This is a genomic window from Alcanivorax sp. S6407, from assembly GCF_023016115.1.
GTDB lineage: Bacteria > Pseudomonadota > Gammaproteobacteria > Pseudomonadales > Alcanivoracaceae > Alcanivorax.
This window is the reverse complement of the sequence record NZ_JALKBH010000001.1, coordinates 431,730-447,801: the sequence shown is the minus strand read 5'-3', so window position 1 is coordinate 447,801 and position 16,072 is coordinate 431,730. Positions and strand designations below refer to the sequence as shown.

18 protein-coding genes are annotated in these 16,072 nt (G+C 57.8%); 15 read left to right on the top strand and 3 right to left on the bottom strand.

The genetic code is table 11. From position 1 onward, the window contains the following. The first annotated feature begins 8 nt into the window (after positions 1 to 8). From ccoO to MWU49_RS01980, 12 genes are all read left to right on the top strand, one after another. Positions 9 to 644: a cytochrome-c oxidase, cbb3-type subunit II gene (gene ccoO / locus MWU49_RS02035; protein ID WP_246967477.1), complete on the top strand. Its 636-nt coding sequence runs from the start codon at positions 9 to 11 to the stop codon at positions 642 to 644. Continuing rightward, positions 641 to 793 carry a cbb3-type cytochrome c oxidase subunit 3 gene (locus tag MWU49_RS02030; protein ID WP_246967474.1) on the top strand — a complete coding sequence of 51 codons (153 nt, stop codon included), beginning with the start codon at positions 641 to 643 and terminating at the stop codon, positions 791 to 793. The genes ccoO and MWU49_RS02030 overlap by 4 nt, the downstream gene beginning before the upstream one ends. Beyond that, positions 790 to 1,701 carry a cytochrome-c oxidase, cbb3-type subunit III gene (gene ccoP / locus MWU49_RS02025; RefSeq protein ID WP_246967471.1) on the top strand — a complete coding sequence of 304 codons (912 nt, stop codon included), beginning with the start codon at positions 790 to 792 and terminating at the stop codon, positions 1,699 to 1,701. The genes MWU49_RS02030 and ccoP overlap by 4 nt, the downstream gene beginning before the upstream one ends. 105 nt (positions 1,702 to 1,806) lie before the next feature. Continuing rightward, the gene (ccoG, locus tag MWU49_RS02020; protein ID WP_246967468.1) at positions 1,807 to 3,216 is read left to right on the top strand and encodes a cytochrome c oxidase accessory protein CcoG; all 1,410 of its coding nucleotides are present in this window, start codon (positions 1,807 to 1,809) and stop codon (positions 3,214 to 3,216) included. Next, a complete protein-coding gene (locus tag MWU49_RS02015) occupies positions 3,185 to 3,703 on the top strand; it encodes a FixH family protein (protein WP_246967465.1) in 519 nt (172 codons plus the stop codon). Before ccoG ends, MWU49_RS02015 begins: the two co-directional genes overlap by 32 nt. Beyond that, complete coding sequence (locus tag MWU49_RS02010) at positions 3,700 to 6,075, top strand: heavy metal translocating P-type ATPase (protein ID WP_246967462.1); 2,376 nt, start codon at positions 3,700 to 3,702, stop codon at positions 6,073 to 6,075. The genes MWU49_RS02015 and MWU49_RS02010 overlap by 4 nt, the downstream gene beginning before the upstream one ends. After that, on the top strand, positions 6,054 to 6,254 hold the full coding sequence (ccoS, locus tag MWU49_RS02005; protein WP_246967459.1) for a cbb3-type cytochrome oxidase assembly protein CcoS: 201 nt from the start codon (positions 6,054 to 6,056) through the stop codon (positions 6,252 to 6,254). Before MWU49_RS02010 ends, ccoS begins: the two co-directional genes overlap by 22 nt. Next, complete coding sequence (locus MWU49_RS02000; protein WP_246967456.1) at positions 6,244 to 7,059, top strand: sulfite exporter TauE/SafE family protein; 816 nt, start codon at positions 6,244 to 6,246, stop codon at positions 7,057 to 7,059. Before ccoS ends, MWU49_RS02000 begins: the two co-directional genes overlap by 11 nt. Positions 7,060 to 7,124: 65 nt before the next feature. Next, positions 7,125 to 8,498 (top strand): oxygen-independent coproporphyrinogen III oxidase, encoded by a 1,374-nt coding sequence (gene hemN, locus MWU49_RS01995; RefSeq protein ID WP_246967453.1) that lies wholly within the window; start codon positions 7,125 to 7,127, stop codon positions 8,496 to 8,498. A 68-nt stretch (positions 8,499 to 8,566) separates the two neighbouring features. Further along, positions 8,567 to 9,277 (top strand): fumarate/nitrate reduction transcriptional regulator Fnr, encoded by a 711-nt coding sequence (gene fnr, locus MWU49_RS01990; protein WP_246967450.1) that lies wholly within the window; start codon positions 8,567 to 8,569, stop codon positions 9,275 to 9,277. Beyond that, positions 9,274 to 10,191 carry a universal stress protein gene (locus MWU49_RS01985; RefSeq protein WP_246967447.1) on the top strand — a complete coding sequence of 306 codons (918 nt, stop codon included), beginning with the start codon at positions 9,274 to 9,276 and terminating at the stop codon, positions 10,189 to 10,191. Before fnr ends, MWU49_RS01985 begins: the two co-directional genes overlap by 4 nt. A gap of 16 nt (positions 10,192 to 10,207) precedes the next feature. Then, entirely contained in the window at positions 10,208 to 10,507 is a 300-nt protein-coding gene (locus MWU49_RS01980; RefSeq protein WP_246967444.1) for a hypothetical protein, read from the top strand. Between the two features lie 86 nt (positions 10,508 to 10,593). On the opposite strand, the gene yaaA is transcribed toward MWU49_RS01980, so the two are convergent. Beyond that, complete coding sequence (gene yaaA / locus MWU49_RS01975) at positions 10,594 to 11,367, bottom strand: peroxide stress protein YaaA (RefSeq protein ID WP_246967441.1); 774 nt, start codon at positions 11,365 to 11,367, stop codon at positions 10,594 to 10,596. A gap of 73 nt (positions 11,368 to 11,440) precedes the next feature. On the opposite strand from yaaA, the gene MWU49_RS01970 reads away from it, so the two are divergent. After that, positions 11,441 to 11,923: a hypothetical protein gene (locus tag MWU49_RS01970; RefSeq protein WP_246967438.1), complete on the top strand. Its 483-nt coding sequence runs from the start codon at positions 11,441 to 11,443 to the stop codon at positions 11,921 to 11,923. Between the two features lie 67 nt (positions 11,924 to 11,990). Beyond that, the gene (locus tag MWU49_RS01965) at positions 11,991 to 12,827 is read left to right on the top strand and encodes an MBL fold metallo-hydrolase (RefSeq protein WP_246967434.1); all 837 of its coding nucleotides are present in this window, start codon (positions 11,991 to 11,993) and stop codon (positions 12,825 to 12,827) included. Between the two features lie 267 nt (positions 12,828 to 13,094). Here the strand turns inward: MWU49_RS01965 and corA are convergent, their stop codons facing one another. Next, a complete protein-coding gene (gene corA / locus MWU49_RS01960) occupies positions 13,095 to 14,051 on the bottom strand; it encodes a magnesium/cobalt transporter CorA (protein WP_246967431.1) in 957 nt (318 codons plus the stop codon). Between the two features lie 52 nt (positions 14,052 to 14,103). On the opposite strand from corA, the gene MWU49_RS01955 reads away from it, so the two are divergent. Continuing rightward, positions 14,104 to 14,730, top strand: coding sequence for an alpha-ketoglutarate-dependent dioxygenase AlkB (locus MWU49_RS01955; RefSeq protein WP_246967429.1), 627 nt, complete (start codon positions 14,104 to 14,106; stop codon positions 14,728 to 14,730). On the opposite strand, the gene MWU49_RS01950 is transcribed toward MWU49_RS01955, so the two are convergent. Next, entirely contained in the window at positions 14,712 to 15,935 is a 1,224-nt protein-coding gene (locus tag MWU49_RS01950) for a nucleoside recognition domain-containing protein (RefSeq protein WP_246967427.1), read from the bottom strand. The genes MWU49_RS01955 and MWU49_RS01950 overlap by 19 nt on opposite strands. Positions 15,936 to 16,072 lie beyond the last annotated feature (137 nt).

The following is a 16,072-nucleotide window of genomic DNA, read 5'->3' as shown; positions in this document are numbered from 1 at the left end:
AGAACGACATGTCTAATGCCCATGAAAAAGTGGAAAAGAATGTCGGCCTCATGATTGTGCTGACATTGATCGCAGTGAGCTTTGGTGGTCTGGCCGAAATCGTGCCGCTGTTCTGGCAGAAAGCCACCACCGAGCCGCTGGAAACCCTGCGCCCCTATACCGCGCTGGAACTGGAAGGCCGGGATATCTACATCCGTGAAGGTTGCCACGTTTGCCACACCCAGATGGTGCGCCCGCTGCGTGCGGAAACCGAACGTTATGGCCCCTACTCTGTAGCTGGTGAGGACGTCTGGGAGCACCCGTTCCTGTGGGGTTCAAAGCGTACCGGTCCGGATCTGGCCCGTGTTGGTATCCGCCCAATTACCGAGCAGTGGCACCGCGAGCATCTTCGTGACCCTCGCCAGGTAGTGCCGGAATCCAACATGCCCGCCTACCCCTGGCTGGAAACCACCCAGGTAAACTGGAAGCACACCGAACGCAAGCTGCGTGTCTTCAAGGACATGTTCGGCGTGCCTTACAGCGAAGAGGATCTGAACCAGCAGTTGGCCAAAATCGAAGGCGAATGGGCTGATGCTACTGAAGAAGATGCGCTGGTGGCTTATTTGCTATCACTCGGTCAGGAACGCAAGGAGGTGATCCAATGAGTTACCACGCCTTGTTAACACTGGTGTTCTTCGTGACGTTCATCGTCATGGTTGGCTGGGTCTATCGCCCCGGTCGCAAGCAGGACTATGAAAAGCTGGGTGAGATTGCAATGGAAAAGGATCGCAATCACCAAGGGGGTGAGCAATGAGCGATTTCTGGAGCTGGTTCATTATCGTAATTGTTGCCCTCAACTTGCTGGGCTGTGCCGGTCTGCTGTTGTGGAACAAGCAGATCTCGCCGGAAGAAGCGGCCAAGGAAACCACCGGTCATACCTTCGACGGTATTGTGGAGCGTAACTCTCCCCTGCCCCGTTGGTGGCTGGGGCTGTTCATCGGCACGCTGATCTTTGCCTGTGTGTACTTGGCCCTTTATCCAGGCCTTGGCAAATATGAAGGCGCACTTGGCTGGACCAGCAGCAATCAGTATGACGCGGAAGTGTCGCTGATGGAGCGCAAGACCGGACCGCTGTTCGAGCAATACGCCCAAGTTCCCATCGAAGAACTGATTCAATACCCGGAAGCTCTGGCTGTGGGCGGTCGTCTGTTCGCCAACAACTGCGCCATCTGCCATGGCTCGGATGCTCGCGGCGCCAAGGGCTACCCTAATCTGACCGATAACGACTGGCTGTACGGTGGCGAACCGGCACAGATCGTGACCAGTATCGCCGCTGGCCGCAAGGGGATGATGCCGCCCATGGCAGCGGCCATCGGTAACACGGATGAAGCGGTTCGAGACATGGCCATTTATGTACAGAGTCTCAGCCGTCCGGAGATTGCCAAACAGGCGGACAAGGCTGCTGCCATTGAGCGTGCCAAGCCCAAGTTCATGGTTTGCGCTGCCTGTCATGGCACCGACGGCAGTGGCAACCAGATGATGGGTGCACCGAATCTCACCGATGCCGTATGGCTCTATGGCCCACGCATTGAAGATATCGAGCATACCATTCGCCAGGGTCGAAATGGCAACATGCCGGCACATGAATCCCTGCTCTCCGAGGAGCGTATTCATGTGATTGCCTCTTACGTGTACAGCCTCTCTCAGCCTGCGAAGCAGTAACACGCAGGTAGGACAATCTGTCGCAGTGCCAGCGAGGCTGGACTGCGGCAGACTTGAACATTAAAGGGAGCGCGATATCCGCCCCCGAGTCCAAGGAGGTCAGCCATGTCAGATCCTCGTCGTATCGAGGTCAATGACGCCAGCCCCGATGGCGCTGTCAGTCTCTACAGCAAGCGCAAGCGCATTCAGGTCAAATCCATTGCCGGTCGCTTCCAGACCATCCGGAATATCACCATCCTTGGCACCATGGGTCTCTATCTTCTGCTGCCCTGGGTTCGCTGGGATGGCCAGCAGGCGGTATTGTTTGACCTTCCCGGGCGTCAGTTCCGAATCTTCGGCCTGACTTTCTGGCCCCAGGATTTCCTGTTTCTCTCCTGGACACTGATCATTGCCGCGTTTGCACTGTTTTTTTTCACCGTGCTGGCCGGTCGTGTCTACTGTGGGTATGTGTGCCCGCAGACCACCTGGACCCGCTTTTTCCAGTGGATTGAGCATTGGCTGGAAGGCGATCGCCACAGCCGCATGAAAATGGATGAGGCCCCCTGGAGTGCCAGCAAGATCCTGCGTCGTGGCACCAAGCACGTGCTATGGCTGGCACTGGCGTTTCTCACCGGCCTGACCTTTGTCGGCTATTTTTCACCTATCACGGATCTTACCACGCGCATCTTCAGCCTCGGCTGGGGCGGCTGGGAAATGTTCTGGGTTGGCTTCTTTACGGTGGCGACCTACGGCAATGCCGGCTTCATGCGTGAGCAGGTGTGCCTGTACATGTGCCCCTACGCTCGCTTCCAGAGCGTGATGTTCGATCGCAACACGCTGATCGTGTCCTACGATGAGGAGCGCGGTGAGCCACGTGGAAAAGGCGCCAAGAAAAAGCAGGCAGAAAACGCCAACCCGCTGGGTGACTGTATCGACTGCGGTCTGTGTGTTCAGGTGTGTCCTACCGGTATCGACATCCGCGATGGCCTGCAATACGAGTGCATTACCTGTGCTGCCTGCATTGACGCCTGTGACGATGTCATGGATCACATCGGCAAGCCCCGTGGCCTGGTACGTTACACCACCGAAAATGCCCTGGAACACAAACCCTCCAGTGTGGTTCGTCCGCGACTTATTGGCTACGGCGCGGCTCTGCTGGTGATGGCTACCCTTTTCATGGCCAGCCTCTATGGCCGTGTGCCTCTACAGGTGGATGTGATCCGTGATCGTAACCAATTGTACCGGACCACCAGCACTGGCGAGATTGAAAACATCTATCGTGTTGTCGTGCTCAACAAGGGCCAGGACGCAGAACGCTATGAGTTGCTTCTTGAAGCCCCGCAAGGCCTGAGTATGGTAACCAGCAAACAGTTCACCCTTGAGGGTGGGCAAACCCTGAATTTACCGGTCACCGTCAGCTACGACCCCTATGAAATTGAAGTCCCTTCATCCACCATCTGGTTCACCGTCAGATCCCTGGATGACCCGGACCTGGAGAAGCGCCATGAATCAAGATTCATTGCACCCGGACGCTGACAAGGCCTGGTACCGCCACCCGTTCCTGTGGCTGGCGATTCTGCTGCCCGCCACCGCGGTGGTGGCCGGCCTGATCACGCTATATATCGCGATTATCAATGCTGACGATCCAGTGGTGGATGATTGGTACAAGGAAGGCAAGTCAATCAATCGCTCTGCTGAACAGGAACAGTTGGCAGAGCGCCTTGGCATCGCCCTTGAACTGTCCCAGGTTGGCGCCGGAGTGCAGGCACGTCTTCTTGCGTCCACCGCCATTCCCATGCCTGCCAGCATTACCGTCGCACTGCGTCACCCTACTCTGGCGGATCGCGACGTGGTGATTGAGTTGGTAAACCTGGATGGCAACCATTACCGCGGTGACGGGGTGCTCCCGGATGACGGTCGCCGAAATGTCACCGTCACTTCCGCAGGTGGCCACTGGCGTCTCTATCAGACGGTGATGACCGACAAGGGAATGCTTCACCTGGGGGCTGCCCCCGCTTCATGAGCGAATCCTGCTGGCACTGTGGCAACCCATCCCCCTCCGGCGCGTTTCAGGCGCGTACACCGGAAGGCCCGCGTGACGCCTGTTGCCCTGGTTGTGCCGCGGCCATCGAAACCATCTACGGGCTCGGCCTGGATGACTACTATGCCGTGCGTGAAAGCCAGGCTCCGGTTCCCGACGAGACACGTACGGCACTGAACCGCGCCCTGTTCCGCGTGCCGGAACTGATTGCCCCGCACCTGACAGACATTCCTGGCGGCCAGCGTCTCAAGCTACAGCTGGGAGGCTTGACCTGCGCAGCCTGTAGCTGGCTGATCGAAAAGGCGGTGCGCGAACAACCCGGTGTCACAGCGGCCTCGGTGAATCTTGCCAGCATGACCCTGCTGGTGGATTACCAGGGGGAAGCGGATGCCGAAGCCACCGCTGACCGCGTCCTGCGCCTGGGATACAGCGTGACTCTGCCCGGTGATCCGGAGCAAACCCGGCTACAGAAGCGCGAACAACGCCGTCTTGTTGGACGGCTGGCGTTGGCGGGTCTCGGTGCCATGCAGGCGATGATGTACGCCACTGCCCTTTATATTGGCGCTTTTGACGGCAAGGATGCGGTCTACGAATGGGTATTCCGGATCGCCAGTTTACTGGTGGCCACACCAGTGGTGTTTTATTCCGGTTGGCCCTTTTTTCAGGGGGCCTGGCTCGGGTTGCGCAAGGCGCGCCTTACCATGGACGTTCCCATCGCGCTGGCGTTGCTGCTTGCCTGGGGCGGCAGCATTGCAGTGATGGCCACTGGCGGCCGCCATGTCTATTTCGATTCCGCTGCCATGTTTGTGTTCTTCCTGCTTACCAGCCGCTGGCTGGAACAGCGGCAGCGACGTGCCATCCATGACAGTTATCAGCACCTTGGTGAAACCCTGCCTCAGGCCGTCAGGCGTCTGGATGAGCAGGATAAACCGGTGTGGGTCAGCGTTCGTCAGGTGGCCGCGGGGGATCGGCTGCAGCTGATTCAGGGTGATACGGTGCCCGTGGACGGGGGAATCCTGCAGGGTGAAGCCGCGCTGGATGAATCTGCCTTTACTGGCGAATCCCTGCCCGTTCAACGCGCAGCGGGTGAACCGATCCATGCGGGCACACGGGTGGCGGAAGGCAATCTGATCATTGAGGCCAGCGGCACGGTGACGGGAAGCCTGATGGCCCAGATTGGCGAGCAGGTGGACCGGGCCCAACTGGAACGGGTGGCAGTGATCCGTGACTGGCAACAGGTCGCCCCTCTGTTTACCAGCGGAATCTTGCTGCTGGCCGCATTTACCATGGCCTGGCACTGGTCTGCGGGCCCGGCAGTGGCGTTTGAGCATACCCTGGCGGTGCTGGTGGTCACCTGCCCTTGCGCCCTCGCTCTTGCGGTGCCGCTGACGCTTTCCGCCACACTCGGCGCTGCGCTGAAGAACGGTGTGCTGGTAGCGTCCCCGCGCCAGTTACTGAAATTGCCGGCCGTAAGGGGCGCTATTTTTGACAAGACCGGCACCCTCACCACCGGGCAATTTCGCATCATCACATCCCGGGTGGTTGAAGCTGCTGATGACAGCTTGACCGCCGACGACTTGATGGCCATTGCCGCCGCTCTGGAATGGCAGAACCCCCACCCCCTTGCCCGGGCATTCCAGTCCGTGCTGCGTGACCCGGCAGTAACGGGGGTTCAACCCTCGCGTAGTGGTGCACAAGGTTTGCGCCATGGAAAACAATGGCGCATCACCGGTGATCCCGAGGCCGCCCGGGAGGGCATGACCTGCCTGGCGCTGTACTGTGATGGCGCTCTGCGTCTGCAGCTGTGGCTGGAAGATTCTGCCCGTGAGGAAGCCTCCGGGGTGATTCAGCAGCTGGCCACACAGGGCATTACCAGCCGCATGGCCACCGGGGATAATGCCGATGCGGCAGCCAAGGTCGCCTCGCAAACCGGCATTCAGGAATGGCGCTCTGGCATGACGCCCGAAAGCAAGCAGCAATGGGTCGAAGCCCTGGAGCAGTCCGCGCCACAAATGATCATCGGTGATGGCATCAATGATGCTAACGCCATGCTCAGCGCCTCGGTCTCGGTAGCTACTGCCAATGCCACCAGCCTGACCCAGCGGGCCGCTGGATTGTACCTGTTGCATGACAAGCTGGATGCCACCCCGGCATTACCCTCGCTGGCCCGTTTATGTCAGCGCCTGATACGTCAGAATCTTGCCTGGGCCCTGCTCTACAACGTGATAGCCATTCCCTTTGCCGTGGCCGGGTTGATTCCGCCCTGGGCAGCGGCCATTGGCATGTCGGCCAGCTCCCTGCTGGTGACCTTTAACGCTTCTCGGATAAGTCGATGGAAATTGTCATCCTGCTGATCCCGCTGGCGCTGATTTTTCTCGGCGGAGCCATTGCTTTCCTTTTCTGGGCCCTGCGCAAGGACCAGTTCGAAGATCTGGATAATGCGTCCTGGCGGGTGGTCTTTGACGACCGCGAGCAACGCAAGAACAACGATCGCAAACGGGCTGACGAGGAAGATGACAGCCGTGAATCCTGAATCCGTTTTCGCCCTGCTGGCCAGTAGTGCCCTGATTGCGGCCACTGGCAGCATCCACTGCGTAGGCATGTGTGGCGGCATCAGCAGCGCACTTACATTCACCATTCCCGAGCAGCAGCGCAAAGGTATCTCGCTGTGGTTGTGGCAAATCACCCTGGGGCTTGGTCGTATCAGCACCTATATCGTGTTCGGTGGCCTGGCCGGTATGCTCGGGGAGCAATTGCTCAACCTCCTGCCAGGCCCAGCCATGGCCCTTGGCCTGGCTCTTTCCGGTGTGCTCATGTTGTTGCTGGCCCTGCATCTGGCTGGCAAGGGCGGCATGCTGGCGCAGCTTGAGCGCCTTGGTCAGGGGGTATGGCGCCGGTTGCAGCCGTTGACAAAAAAGCTTCTGCCTCTTGATCACCCTATCAAGGCGTATGCGCTGGGAGCATTGTGGGGCTTCCTGCCCTGCGGGCTGGTGTATACGGCGCTGGCTCTGGCCGCTACCAGTGGTGGCGCCCTGCCCGGCGCATTGATCATGGCCGTATTTGGCGTCATTACCATCGTCCCGGTGGCAACTACCGGTGTCGTCGCCTCCCAACTTCAGGGGTTTCGCAGCCCCGGCGCCAGGAAGGCTGCGGTTGCCCTGACGCTATTGTTGGCCGTGGGCTTTCTTGTGATGGCCTGGCAAATGTCCTCCGGGGCTGGCCATGCCATGCACCAGCACACTTCTGATCCAGCTGTGACTGCTCCTGTTGGCTCACCCGGCACCTCAACTACCGAGACGGACAGCGGGCAAGCCCACGGGCATCACCAGCACCATTGATCCACATCAAGAAAGCCTCCCGTAAGCAGCGTGATAATAGTGCCGTCTGTTTGGGAGGATTTTTTGTGGTTGAATGGAATGAAGCTCTGATCCATCAATATGGTGGGCCGGGTCCACGTTATACCTCCTACCCCACGGCGCCCAATTTTCATGACGGGATCACCCAGCAAGATCTGATCAAGGCGGTGGAAGAAGGCAATGTGGCGCGCCGTCCATTGTCACTGTATTTCCATATCCCGTTCTGCAGTACCGTTTGCTACTACTGTGGCTGCAATCGCATCATCACTGCCAATCGCGCCCGGGCAGCGGAATACCTCAAGCATCTAAAGCATGAGATCCGCATGCGGGCGGCGATGATTGATGATCGTCGTCAGGTGACGCAGATCCACTGGGGTGGCGGCACGCCGACCTATCTCAGCGATGCGCAGATGACCGAGCTGGTGTACGACATGGCTCGCCATTTCAACCTGCGGGAAGATGACCGCGGCGATTACGCCATCGAGATCGATCCGCGCACCGTGGATCGTTCCCGGCTGGGCCTGTTACGTGGCCTGGGTTTCAACCGGGTCAGCCTGGGGGTTCAGGATCTTGATCCCGGCGTTCAGGAAGCCGTCAATCGTATCCAGTCCTGGGAAATGATTCGCGACACCATGCACTGGGCCCGGGATTTTGGCTTTCGTTCCATCAATCTGGATCTGATCAGTGGCCTGCCACGGCAATCCGAACCCTCCATGATGCGTACCCTGGAGAAGATCATTCCGCTAAAGCCGGAACGGATTTCTCTCTATAATTACGCTCATCTTCCGGACCGCTTCAAGGTGCAAAGACAGATCAACTCTAACGAACTGCCCTCTCCCGAAGAAAAAGTGCGCATGTATGCTCGCGCCGGTGAGATGCTGCAAAGCGCAGGCTACCGGTTCATTGGAATGGACCACTTTGCGCTGGAAAGTGATGAAATGGCGGTTGCCCAGAAGAATGGCCTGCTGCATCGCAATTTTCAGGGTTACAGCCTGCATGGTGATGCTGACCTGGTCGCCATGGGGGTCAGCGCCATCAGCCAGATTGGCAATCTTTATGTGCAGAATGAGAAAGGCATCGAACAATGGCAATCCCGGGTGGAAAATGGGCAGATCCCCATTGAAAAGGGCTATCTGCTGACTCAGGATGACCAAATGCGCAAAGATGTGATTATGCGCTTGTTGTGCGATCTGCATCTGGATATTCCGGCGTTCGAGCAGCGCTGGGCAATGAACTTTGCTGACACCTTTGCCGACGCCCTTCAGCGCTGGCACTTTTTCGCCGATCAGGGCCTGGTGACCCTGTCTGCTGAGCACTTGAAAATCACCGAACAGGGGCGTCTGGTCAGCCGGGCCCTGGTACAACCTTTTGACCGTTATGTGGCCCAGCAGAGTGAGGTAAAATTCAGCCGAATTCTGTAGGCCCGTTCCGGCTTTGATGCTCTATACTGGTAGAGTCAATACGCAGCGCAAGATTTGGGAGTTACCCCGTGTCACAGCATGTTTCCTGTAGCGAATGCAGCCTCAGCCCGGTTTGCCTTCCGCTGGCGGTAGCCCCCGCCCAGCTGGACCAACTGGACAACATTATCCACCGTGGCCGCCCCCTCAAACGCGGCGAGCACCTGTTCAGGGCCTCGGATAATTTTGAATCGGTTTATGCGGTACGTTCCGGAGCCATCAAGACCTATGTCCTCAGCGACCAGGGTGATGAGCAGGTCACCGGCTTCTATCTGCCCGGAGAAGTGCTGGGCATGGACGGCATCAGTACTGCACACCACATTTCCAATGCCAAGGCGCTGGAAACGGCTACGGTCTGCGAAATCCCCTTTTCGCAGCTGGAGGGGCTCTCGCAGAAGATTCCCTCATTGCAGCATCATTTTTTCAGCCTGATGAGCAACGAAATCCGTGCTGACCGCGAGCTGCATATGCTGCTGAGCAAGAAGAACGCTGATGACCGTGTCGCTTCTCTGTTGTTATCCCTTTCTGCGCGACATCAGCGCCGGGGCCTGAGCCACCGCTCTTTCCGCCTGCCCATGTCACGCTATGACATCGCCAATTATCTCGGACTGGCGGTAGAAACCGTGAGCCGGATCTTCACCCGCTTCCAGCAGAACGGCTGGCTGCGAGCAGAGGGCAGGGAAATCGAAATTCTCGATCGCCAGAAACTGTGTGGCCACGACGCCATGGAGGATTCGCTGTGAATCAGCCAATCATGGTGGTGCTGGATCCGGTCCTGAAGGCACCCCAGCCTGCTTTTGAAAAGGCCAAACAGCTGGCGGCGGCCCACAATACCTCACTGGTGGTAGCGGTGAATGGCTATTCCTCTCCCATGGTACGTGCCGTGGGTTATGACAAGCAGAGACTGGAAGCGGCCACTACCCAGATTCGCCATGCCTGGGAGCAACGTATTGCCTCACTGGCCAGCGGGATGACCTGTAGCGCCCATGTGCTGTGGGAAAAGCGTGAAATCGATGCGCTGCAAAAGATTATTCTCGATTACCAGCCCGCCATGGTGGTGGTGCACACCAGCGCCGAGAGTGGCCTGAAGCGTCACCTGTTCACCCCCCGTGACTGGCAGCTTATCCGCAAGGCGCCCTGTGATGTCATGTGCATTCACAGTCAGCCCTGGCAGTCCCCGCCATCCCTGCTGCTGGCGGTGGATCCGGACACAGGCAAAGACGGCGCAGATGCCTTGTCCATCAAGGTGACCGGGGCTGCCAAAGCCTTGTCAGCACAGGTTCAGGGCTCCCTGAAAGCCTGTCATGTAATGGATGCGGTTGATGACAGCCTGGTGCTGTTGATGGGAGAGGCCCTGTCAGAATTCAGTGGCAGTCTTGAAGATATCAAGGAAAGCCAGAAAGCCGCTTTCCAGCGTTTCGCCAGCGGTGAGGGACTGTCTGCTGATCAGGTGGTACTGCTTGAAGGCCCCGTAGCCCCCACCCTGTCCCATTACTGCAAGGATAACGACGTAGATTTACTGATTGTCGGCACGGTGCACCGGAAATTGCCAGAGCGGCTGTTGCTGGGTACCACTGCCGAAGCGGTTATCACCCGCGCCAGCTGTGATGTGCTGGTCGTCAAACCTGATGATTTCCAGACACCCTGGAAATCCTGATCGGAGAAGCTTACCCATGTCAGATAAAAAGGACTTTGTTGAATCGGTTCGCCAGAAACTGGAAGACTGGGATTACCAGCGTGACCGCCTGGCGGCACGTATTGAGGATCTCAGCCAGGAATGGCGAGAAGAGGCTCAGGAAAAACTGGCTGACTTCAAGGAGCAACGCAAGGATCTGGAAGCGAAGCTGGAAGTTCTGGAGTCACGCAGCGAAGACGCCTGGCAGGACATCAAGGACGGCATCGAGCTAGCCTGGGACGGCCTGAAAACCGGCCTGCTTGCCGCGCGCAGCGAGTTCGAAGACAAAGACAAATAATCAGTGATGAGTCTCGAGTAACGAGTTGCGAACCACTGAACCGTTGGTGTTTTGAATTTCGCAACTCGGAACTCGTCACTCGATTTTTACTGTTCTTCCCTTCTGAACACCGGCTTGTCGGCAGTGGATTCTGATTCACAGTAGCGATAGCCCGCCACATCGAAATTCACCAGCTTGTCCGGATCCTTGACGCCCTTTTTCAGGATCCAGGCGGCCATCAGTCCTCGCGCTTTCTTCGCATAGAAGCTGATTACCTTGTACTTGCCGTTCTTTTCGTCCTGAAATACCGGTTCGATGATGCGGCCGTTGATGTCCTTCTTCTTCACTGACTTGAAGTATTCGTTGGAGGCCAGGTTGACCAGTACATCGGTTTTCTGGGCCTTCATGTCCGCATTCAGTTGGTCGGTGATGGAGTGACCCCAGAAGGCGTAAAGGTCCTTGCCGCGCTGATTGTCGAGCTTGGTGCCCATTTCCAGCCGGTAGGGTTGCATCAGATCCAGAGGGCGAAGTACACCATAGAGGCCGGACAACATACGAAATTCCTGCTGGGCCCGCTCCAACTGCTTGTCGGTAAAGGACTCGATTTCCAGGCCGGTATAGACGTCCCCCTTGAAGGCAAACGCGGCAGGACGGGCATTATTCTTGTTGAACGGCCGTTGCCATTGGGCAAAGCGTTCCACGTTGAGATGGGCAATCTTGTCGCTGACCTTCATCAGGCTGCCTACATCAGCCGGAGACAGCTGCCGGGCACGCTCAATCAGTATCTCGCTGTCATCAAGAAGGCGCGGCTGGGTTGTCTTCAGTGTGGGCAGCGGGGTTTCGTAATCCAGCGTTTTTGCCGGGGATACCACGATCAGCATGATGTTCTCCTTTACCAGTTGCTATGGGATTATATGAATCAACGCCGCGCAGGTCTGCACAAGAGGAGGTGAAATGCGCCTATTGCTGATATTGACTGTGGTTATCGCCGTTATCGCCCTGCTGCTTGCCAGCTGGCAACGAGGCAAGCGGGTCTTTGTGATCACCGCGACGGTTACTGCAATTGCCGTTGCCATTCTGACCTTCGGCGTACTCAAGCCCGGCAAGCATGACCAGGTTACCCTGCCGCCAGATGGTGTTCGCGTTGTGGTAGAGGAAACGGTGCAATCGGAGTCCGGCATCCGTTTTACCGGCACCATCCATAATGATGGGGAGCTCGATCTTGCCGGGGTGACGCTGCAGGCAACGGCACTGGAGTGCGATGATGAGGGCAGCGATTGCCGCGTTATTGATCAGCAACAGGAGAAACTCCTGCTGTTTATCCCGGCGGGCCGGCACTACGCGTTTGCCATGGTCGCCCGCTATCCCGCGGGCGGCCAACCGGCCGACAAATGGGAGATTGCCCCCCTTTCCAGGATCGCCTATCCCTCGCCCTGACCATCCCGGACTGGCAAGATGCGGTGATAATGGTCACAATTCGCGTTCCTGACACCCTGGAGTCTTTATGGCGTCCTTGATCCCAGGCCAGGCCACGCCCATCGGGGCCCATGCCTGGCGAGTGCTGGCCCGCAATCCGGGAATGATGACCGGTCCCGGCACCAACAGTTATCTGTATGGCAAGGACAGCCTCACCGTGATTGATCCCGGCCCGGAAGATCATGACCATCTCCAGGCCTTGCTGCACGCCGCAGACGATCTTGGCAAGCCCATCACCCAGGTGATTGTTACCCACACCCACCGAGACCATTCCCCTGGTGCCCTGGCGCTGGTTGCCGCCACTGGCGCCCGTTGCCTCGGCCCCTTTGTCCCGGACGATGGGCTGCAGGATGAGAGTTGGCAGGCGGACACCCTGCTCACCGATGGAGACGTGATTGATTGTGGTGGGGTGGAACTCGAAATCATTGAGACCCCGGGGCATGTCAGTAATCATCTCTGCTTTCTGACTGAGCAAGGCCTGCTGTTCACCGGCGACCACCTGATTCAGGGGTCCACCGTCGTGATCGCGCCGCCATCCGGTTCCATGGGCGCGTATTTCGCTTCCCTGCGAAAGCTGCAAGGCCGCGGCATCACCATGATGGCCCCCGGCCATGGCGATGTTATAGAAGACCCGGAAACCGCCCTAAGCCATACCCTCGCCCATCGCCAGAAACGAGAAGACAAGGTCCTGGATTGCCTCTCTGAGAAATCCGTACCGGTTAGCACTCTGGTAAAAAGCGTCTACGACGACGTCCCCGCCTTCCTCCACGGCGTAGCCGAATTCTCCCTCCTGGCCCACCTGATCAAACTCGCCGAAGACGGCAAAGCCGAACAATCCGAAGACGGATGGCGCAGAAGCGAGTAATGACGGTTGAGAAGCGAGTTTCGAGTAACGAGTTACGAAACCCCAAAACCCCGATGACACGGGGTTTTCCCGGCTAATGCCGGCCCTTGCTCCGCAAGGTTCGCACCTCACCGAGCGAAGCGAAGGAACGCCTTTTAAGGCGGCCCCGAAGGGGTGAGCGTAGCGAATAAACGGTGCTCCTACAGTAAAATTCCCATCCGTCGCAGCTGCGCGGTTTTGCCTTTGATCTTAGCTGTTAACTATTAATTGTTAACTGTTAACTGCCTTTCACAGCCACCCCTTACGCTTGAAGTACCAGTAAGGTGCGATGCCGGAAAGAATCATCAGGCAAATGGCCATGGGGTAGCCGAACTCAAAGCCCAGTTCCGGCATGACTTGAAAATTCATGCCATAGATACTGGCAATCATGGTGGGAGGCAGAAATACCACTGCGGCGATAGAGAAGATCTTGATGATCTGGTTCTGCTGAATGTTGATGAAACCCTGGGCAGCATCCATCAGGAAGTTGATCTTGTCGAACAGGAAGGTGGTGTGTGACATCAGGGTTTCCAGATCATGCTGGATTTCCGCACAGGTACGGCGACGGGTCTTGTCGGATCGCACATAACGCTGGATAAACGAAATGGAACGCTGGGTATCCATCAGGCACAGGCGAATTTTCCCGTTGGTATCTTCCAGCCGGGCCAGTTGTTCGATATCCCGGTCCAGCTCACCGTTCTCCTCTTCCAGCACGCTGTAGCCCACCTGCTCCAGATCGCGGTGCACATCTTCGATGGCATCAGCCAGGTTCTCTACCTTCTGGTCGAGGATACTGAGCAGGATATCCATTGGCTGGGACACTTTTACCCAGCCACGGCGGATTCGCATTCGCATGAGCCGAAAATCAGCCATACGAATGTCATCGCGGAAAGAAATCAGACGCTCATCCTGAACCACAAAGGCCACGGACGCGGTCTTGGAGCGGCCGTCTGACTGCATCAGGAACAGCGAATGGACGTGCAGGCCGTGCTCGTCACTGAAGTAGCGTGCTGAGGATTCGATTTCTTCCTTGTCGTCAGACGGCAAGGCATCGCGGAACAAGGGCTGAACCAGTTGCTGGTCGGCTTCATCGGCCTCTACCACATCCAGCCAGCTGGCCTGCTCTGCCAGCGCCATGTCGACTGGCTCGGAAGCGCTATCCCTTTCCCGAAGCACACCGTTTTCAATGTTGAAAAGATGCAGCATGATGCGTCCTTGTAGCTGAAATCCGTAAATCACCTGATAACATCAGCAGATCATGAACGCGACCCCCAGCCCTTGCCAACCGGAAATTATCACTTTGCATCAGGATGCCACCCTGATGCTCTGGCATGACGCATTGCCTGCGGTTCTTCATCAGGATCTTTATCGTAATCTTGAGCGGCAATTGGCCTGGGGGCAGCCACTTGTTCGGGTATTCGGACGGGAACACCGCACCCCGCGGCTGACCACCTGGGAGGGAGAGAAAGGGGTACGGTACCGATACTCCGGCCTGACAGAAACGGCATCCGGATGGCCTCGCCTGCTACTTCCGGTTCGGGACAGGGTAGAGCTTCTCACCGGCCAACACTTCAATAGTGTGCTGGGCAATTTCTACCGCGATGGCCAGGACAGCATGGGCTATCACAGCGATGATGAACCAGAGCTGGGTGCGGCACCATGGATTGCCTCACTGAGCCTGGGAGCCAGCCGGGATTTCGTCTTCCGCCCACGCGATGGCGGGCGTCGCCAGTGTGCAAAGCTGGCTCTTGCTGATAATTCCCTGCTATTGATGAGCCCGAATGTGCAGTTCAGGTTCCAGCATGCCTTGCCCCGTCGTGCCGGTGTGACTCAGGGTCGTATCAACCTTACCTTCAGGAACATTGTTCAGCCCCAGAAGGCGTAGCTGATCAGAATCGCAGCAATCAGGCCTGCTGCGTCGGCCGCCAAACCGCACCACAATGCATAGCGAAAATCCCGTATTCCGACACTGCCAAAATACACGGCCAGCACATAGAAGGTGGTCTCGGTGGAGCCTTGCATGACGGCAGCCATCCGCCCGGCCAGCGAATCCACCCCCTGAGTCTGCATCACGTCAATCATGGCAGCACGGGCACCAGAACCGCTAAGAGGCTTCATCAGTGCCACCGGTAATGCCTCCACAAAACGGGTATCCATGCCCAGTGCAGCAGCTAACCAGCGCAATCCATCCAGCAGCAGGTCTAGCACCCCACCAGCTCGCAACATGGCAATAGCCGCCAGCATGGCAACCAGATAGGGAATGATGCGCACCGCCGTGGTAAAGCCTTCCTTTGCCCCCTCCACAAAGACGTCGTAGCTGTCCACCCGGGTTCGCCAGGCGGCAATAAAGAACGCGGCCAGAACCAGCAGCAGAATGCCGTTACCCAACAGGCTGGACAGCATGTTGGCCACTTCCGGTGGCGACAACCACACCATCAATCCCAGGCCGGCCAGCAACGCCAGCCATAAACCGGCCACCAGAAGAATCAGTGGCTGGAACAGCGGAATTTTCTGCACCTTTGCTGTTACCCACACCCCCGCGAAGGTCGATACAGTGGTAGCCATCAGCAAAGGCAGGTAGATCGCTGCGGGGTCAGCTGCGCCTTGCTGGGCGCGGAACAACAGCACGGTGACCGGCACCAGGGTAACCGAAGACGTATTCAGCACCAGGAACATGATCTGGCTGTCAGTGGCCACGCGCGGGGCGGGATTGTGAGTCTGCAGGGCCTCCATGGCCTTGAGACCCAAGGGGGTGGCGGCATTGTCCAGCCCCAGCATGTTGGCCGCCAGATTCATGGTCACCGGGGCGCTGGCAGCGGGATTCTGCTTCAGGCCTGGCATCAGACGGGACAACAAGGGGGTAAGCCAGGTGGAAAGGCGGTCGGCCAACCGGCTGGCTTCGGCCAGCCGAAACAGACCACTCCACAGCGCCAGTACCCCGATCAACCCCAAAGAGACCTGTACCGCCAGATCCGCCGCATCCCACAGGGCATTGACTAATCGCCCCGGTGCCTCCATATCTCCCATCAGCAACTGGAGACAGGCGCCGGCGACGCCCGCGAGGAAAAACAGGCTAAAGAGTCTGTGCAAACCTTCCCCCTTGCGCTAGGGTTTACATCTAAGTGTATGAAATTCTGGTAATTGGTGCTTTCCGAACCGCTTTCACGGGAACACCACTACAACGGCCGGGTCTATAGTAATAGCTGTTGGGATAATCGCCATCAGCT

What these genes read in the sequence shown, in the direction of transcription:
- corA (WP_246967431.1), bottom strand. Translation starts at nt 14,051, where the DNA reads ATGCTGCATCTTTTCAACATTGAAAACGGTGTGCTTCGGGAAAGGGAT.
- ccoG (WP_246967468.1), top strand. Translation starts at nt 1,807, where the DNA reads ATGTCAGATCCTCGTCGTATCGAGGTCAATGACGCCAGCCCCGATGGC.
- MWU49_RS02015 (WP_246967465.1), top strand. Translation starts at nt 3,185, where the DNA reads ATGAATCAAGATTCATTGCACCCGGACGCTGACAAGGCCTGGTACCGC.
- MWU49_RS01965 (WP_246967434.1), top strand. Translation starts at nt 11,991, where the DNA reads ATGGCGTCCTTGATCCCAGGCCAGGCCACGCCCATCGGGGCCCATGCC.
- ccoS (WP_246967459.1), top strand. Translation starts at nt 6,054, where the DNA reads ATGGAAATTGTCATCCTGCTGATCCCGCTGGCGCTGATTTTTCTCGGC.
- MWU49_RS01970 (WP_246967438.1), top strand. Translation starts at nt 11,441, where the DNA reads ATGCGCCTATTGCTGATATTGACTGTGGTTATCGCCGTTATCGCCCTG.
- MWU49_RS01980 (WP_246967444.1), top strand. Translation starts at nt 10,208, where the DNA reads ATGTCAGATAAAAAGGACTTTGTTGAATCGGTTCGCCAGAAACTGGAA.
- ccoO (WP_246967477.1), top strand. Translation starts at nt 9, where the DNA reads ATGTCTAATGCCCATGAAAAAGTGGAAAAGAATGTCGGCCTCATGATT.
- yaaA (WP_246967441.1), bottom strand. Translation starts at nt 11,367, where the DNA reads ATGCTGATCGTGGTATCCCCGGCAAAAACGCTGGATTACGAAACCCCG.
- MWU49_RS01955 (WP_246967429.1), top strand. Translation starts at nt 14,104, where the DNA reads ATGAACGCGACCCCCAGCCCTTGCCAACCGGAAATTATCACTTTGCAT.
- MWU49_RS02030 (WP_246967474.1), top strand. Translation starts at nt 641, where the DNA reads ATGAGTTACCACGCCTTGTTAACACTGGTGTTCTTCGTGACGTTCATC.
- ccoP (WP_246967471.1), top strand. Translation starts at nt 790, where the DNA reads ATGAGCGATTTCTGGAGCTGGTTCATTATCGTAATTGTTGCCCTCAAC.
- MWU49_RS02010 (WP_246967462.1), top strand. Translation starts at nt 3,700, where the DNA reads ATGAGCGAATCCTGCTGGCACTGTGGCAACCCATCCCCCTCCGGCGCG.